The organism is Streptomyces sp. NPDC005866, assembly GCF_040629895.1.
In the GTDB taxonomy this organism is placed as follows: domain Bacteria; phylum Actinomycetota; class Actinomycetes; order Streptomycetales; family Streptomycetaceae; genus Streptomyces.
The window spans coordinates 1-4490 of sequence record NZ_JBEXWP010000056.1 but is presented as its reverse complement, the minus strand read 5'-3'; the positions used below and the strand labels follow the sequence as shown (position 1 = coordinate 4490).

Sequence of the window (4490 nt, the reverse complement as noted above, 5' to 3'; positions counted from 1 at the left end):
TCACCCAAGCCCTGCACCGGCTTGCCGCCCTCCCGAACCCCGGCTGACCAGCCTCTTCCCGCCCCTACGAGCAGCACCACCCCGCCGGAGCCGTGGAACCCGGCGCCCACCCGACGCGACAGCCGGGCAGTTGACCTGCCCACCATCAGACGCCGAACGCGAAACGGTCTACCAACTCCGTCGGCGGACCGTCACGAAAGATCGAGGCTAGTACTGCGCCAGCAGTTCGCGGATCGCCGGCTCCACCGCATCCACGATCGAGCCCTTCGGCGCCCGCCGGTACTTCGGCGGATCGTCGCTGGCCACGGCCCGCCGCACGGTGTTCCGGGCGATCCCCAGATGCCGCGCGATCCCCTTGATCGACATTCCCTCGGCACGGTGGAGCCGCCGGATCTCAGCCCAGTCCTCCACACCGATCACCTCTTCCACCTGACTCCCATGGAGCCAGACTGATCACTTGATCACGGAAGGGGTCACTTTTCATCGACCGATAGGGGGTCACGGTTCAAAGCACGCCGACAGACCAGTCATTTCACGTCAGAGCTACCTACACCGAGCCCCGCCACACACACGCAGAGCCCCGGCTCACACCACTGATCCTCCCGGGGCCGCTCCGCCCAGCCTCTCAAGGAGTCAGCCACACACCAGGTCAGCAGCAACCCTGCACACCAACTCCCCACTCCGAGAGTCAGGCGTGGGGGTCGTTGCCCCACTGCGTGAGCGGCTGGGACGCGACTGGCTGGGCGAGGTGGAGGAGCAGGCTGCGTCGGAGGCATGGCCCCTCCGAGCGGCAGCTGAACTATTCCGCGGAAGGTCCAGACCAAAGCATCTTTTCAAGCCACCCATCTCTGAGCGCAAGCGAGCAAGTGTGCGCTCAGACTGCCATTGAAGCGCAATGATGGCCGCCCATACTCCATACGGCGCAACTCATGAAACCGCAGAAAACTTGGGCGGTCCTATTGATGTCGTAGCCCCTCTTTTTGCCAGCACATCAACGTTGCAGCCATACGTACACCCATCCGCACGTTGCAGTTCATCACGATCTCTGGCGCGTATTGACCTTGCAGGCCTCAGAGCACCGGCTATTAGATACGGATGGAACTGTATACGCCGGACACATTGGAGATAAGGGACAAAATGCACGCGAGGAGACTGGCCGCAGTGGCCGCCGCAGCAGCAGGCATCATTGGCGCAAGCCTGGCCACTGCACCTAACGCCGCAGCATACGTAGGGCCCACCCCGGACTGCACGGACGGCTTTGTATGCCTCTACTACCACTCTTCGGCCTTCGTGAATAATCACATCCCCCCGAACTACGGTGCAGTATTCAAGACGGCCAGCAACATAGCGAACTACGACGGATGGATTTTTTCCGCCGGCAATAATGGAAGCGATGGCGCCGGGCAAAGCGTGAAGAATAATGCCGCCTTCGTAGACAATGAGTGGAGTCTGCGCGCCTATCGCGTGTACTACAACAGCAATTACAATTGCTCAGTGGCGTGCCAGGACATCGCGGCACGCGGGGTAGCCGACCTGAACTCGACGATGCACAACAACAACGCATCCGGGAAGTTCCTGTAAGGCAACGGCTGGGGGGAGGTGCAAATATCCTTTCTCCCCAGCCGCTTTTTCATTGTTTCGCCTTCGCCCCATCGTCGAAAAAGAAGGAAATGACCAAGCATCATTCGCTTGCCGCAATTATCCTCGCGAGTATCGCGTTCTTGATATCTGCTTGTTCTAACGGCTCCGACGCCAACCAACTTTCGCCACGGCCTTCGTCGACCGAAAGGCATTCACTCCGAGCCACCGACCCCACAAAGATCCCGATACTGTCAGACGCCAACAATAGACCCATGCCACTGGATCCATACCTGCTAAACCCCGCACAGACCAAGGACATGAACGACGCATATTCTTCTCTCGTCTCAACGTGCATGAGAAGCTTTGGATATGATTACGCGCTTCCCGCTGAAAGTTCGGACCCCACCGGCATAGGCGCCGACGCTCCCACCACGCGCATGGATGGCTACTTCGGGTTTCAGAGCATGAAACACGCCGAAAAATGGGGCTTTCATCCGGAAAGCGGATTCCCAGAAGTCAGCGGCTCCCCCAACACGAAGGCGACACCCAACGAGCGGGTCGCTCTCAGCGGAACGACTGACCCGCACCAGAGGTACGGCGCAGGCGGGCAGATCGTCAATAAAAGAAAAATCCCCAATCGCGGATGCGTGGGCGAAGCATATCGCCTCCTCACCGGCAGCGTGGGCGGAAACCCAGGAAATCCCGATTTTGTCGTGAAACTGAAATTTGCCACTCTCGCGAAGGGAGAACGAGACCCGCGAACGCTAGCAGTCTTCTCGAAATGGTCGGCATGCATGAAAAGTATGGGATACCACTACGCCGACCCGCTAAGAGCCGCAGGGGACTCCGCTTGGGGGAAAACACAGCTCCCCTCTCGCCACGAAATCCAGGTGGCCGTAGCCGATCAGGAATGCCGTCGCACGAACAACGTGGTGGGAATCTGGTTTGCCGTTGATTACGGCTACCAACAGCAAGCCGTGCAAGAGAACCTTTCCCACCTCACCGCAATCAAAAACTCCATGAAGGCACATCTCGCTGCCGTCCGCCGGGCTCTCCGAGCGTGATAACGCCATACACGTCCACGCCCAGTTCACGATCGAGACCGGCGTCCCGGTCTACTTCGCCGATCCGCACAGCCCCTGGCAGCGCGGCACGAACGAGAACACGATCGGACACCGTCCTGGAGGGCCGGCGCCCGCGCATCTCGGGCCACTCGGAGACGAGTTGCACACCGTACCCGGTGGGGAACCGCACCCGCGCCCGACCGGACTGGGGCAGGGTGATGCGGTCGACCAGCCCCTCAGCACGCAGGCGGGCCAGCCGCCGCCGGGTCTGCTCGATCCGCACCTCGGGGGCGATCACCCGGTGCATCTGCTCGGTGGTGGCCATCCGGTATTGCGCCAGCACCCCCAGCGCCAGCCGGTCTCTGCTGCCCGCATCCACGCCGATCGTCACGGATCTGCTCGCTTCCCGCCCGGTGCGGCGCCGTCCTTGTCCGGCGCCGCGCGTACCGGTCACAGCAGCAGCCGGCCCCGACCAGACCATCGACCACGACGGCCCGACCACGGTCACGAAGCGACAACACCGCCGTGGACCAGGCCGTAATCCCCGCCGACAACCGCCTGCACCCTCTGCCGGTCCTGCCCGCGAATCCGCAGTTCACCACACTGGTCGGGCCATGGTCGGGAGGCCGACATCCCCTCTACGCCCCCGAGTCCACGCCCCACAACAGGAAGAAAAGGAAGTGGGTGGGTGGGACAGGTCCCGGGCGGCGGGCGAGGGGATCGGGCGCCGCCGGTGCTCCTCGCGCGCGACGGCGGGGCCGCGCGCGACGCCGGGCGGACAAGCCGCCCCGCGATGTTCGGGGGCCACCGTCATGTCCGGTCGCGCTGGTTACTAGCGCATGCCGAGGGCGACCCGGTCCGCCCTGTTCGCGCGCGGCGAGGCCAGCCGCGCGCGGTCCGGGCAGCTTGTCTGCCTGGCGAACTCCGGTGGGTCATCTTCGGGTGGGCATCGCGACCGGCCTGGCACGAACCGGGGTCGACGGCATATGAACCTGACTCGCCGTCTGCTCACCGTGGCGGCCGCCGTCGCCGTCACCCTCACTACTGCGCCGAGCACGGCTCCGTCGGCCGCCGCGTCCGTGCCCTGCGCCACGACTCGGCGAGGCCCAATTCCGCGCAGCATTGCCGCCGTTCACCCTTGCGGGGGCACTGTGGAACGGGACAGTGCGGAAGGCTTGTCGGCAGCGTCTGAAGTCGGGAGCATCACTCGTGGTCAGGGTCCATATGAGTTCCGAGGTCCAGCGCGTGTTAGGCCCGGAGGGGATGGCGCAGGCTCGCAAGGAGGCGCAGAACGCGGACTGCGCGGCATGCACAAAGAAGATCACGGGCCGGGCGAATGTGGTGGTGACCGGAGCCGAGAGCGTGCGGGTGCGGGTGTGGTTCGCCCACCCTGCGTGTATGGCCTCGGCCGTCACCGAGTTGCGTGAGCCCTCGCACAACCGGACCGACACCATGCGGATGTCGAGTCTGCCGCCCCTGCCCGGCGGGCACGGCCGGGCGGTGCTGGTTGCTCAGCTCGAAAGCGCGCAGTGGAGGCGCTGCGGTCGAAGGCGAAACGCCTGATCGCGCGGGGCTGGCTGGCCGAGCAGCAGCCGGGCCGGTTCACGCTCGCGCAGGGCCCGGCCGGGCAAGGCGGCGGGTCATGAGCAGGCTCATCGACCAGTAGACCATCGCCTCGGCGCTGGTGGTGCGCCGCTCGAAGTCGCGCACCAGGCGGCGGGTGCGCATCAGGTGGGCGAAGAGGCGCTCGACGATCCACCTCCTAATGAGGTTGTCAAGCCGTAGCGGTGACGGGGAGGTTGCTCTGGTAGCACTGTCCGTCGCGGATGAGAGCCCACAGGACGT

General features: G+C 64.2%; 2 protein-coding genes and 3 pseudogenes. 2 read left to right on the top strand and 3 right to left on the bottom strand.

Annotated features, from left to right (window positions below; all coding sequences use genetic code 11):
• Nucleotides 1-219: 219 nt before the first annotated feature.
• Nucleotides 220-420, bottom strand: a pseudogene (locus tag ABZ396_RS40665) (helix-turn-helix domain-containing protein); the annotation flags it as partial.
• Between the two features lie 741 nt (nucleotides 421-1161).
• On the opposite strand from ABZ396_RS40665, the gene ABZ396_RS40660 reads away from it, so the two are divergent.
• Both ABZ396_RS40660 and ABZ396_RS40655 read left to right on the top strand, forming a co-directional pair.
• Nucleotides 1162-1581, top strand: a complete 420-nt coding sequence (locus ABZ396_RS40660) for a hypothetical protein (RefSeq protein WP_358927055.1) — start codon at nucleotides 1162-1164, stop codon at nucleotides 1579-1581.
• A 272-nt stretch (nucleotides 1582-1853) separates the two neighbouring features.
• Nucleotides 1854-2645: a hypothetical protein gene (locus ABZ396_RS40655; protein WP_358927054.1), complete on the top strand. Its 792-nt coding sequence runs from the start codon at nucleotides 1854-1856 to the stop codon at nucleotides 2643-2645.
• A 202-nt stretch (nucleotides 2646-2847) separates the two neighbouring features.
• Here the strand turns inward: ABZ396_RS40655 and ABZ396_RS40650 are convergent.
• Both ABZ396_RS40650 and ABZ396_RS40645 read right to left on the bottom strand, forming a co-directional pair.
• Nucleotides 2848-3126: pseudogene (locus tag ABZ396_RS40650) on the bottom strand (replication-relaxation family protein); the annotation flags it as partial.
• Between the two features lie 1121 nt (nucleotides 3127-4247).
• A pseudogene (locus tag ABZ396_RS40645) lies at nucleotides 4248-4490 on the bottom strand (hypothetical protein); the annotation flags it as partial.

Bases quoted from the DNA above. Each gene is read 5' to 3' on its own strand.
- ABZ396_RS40655 (WP_358927054.1), top strand. From the start codon at position 1,854: ATGCCACTGGATCCATACCTGCTAAACCCCGCACAGACCAAGGACATG.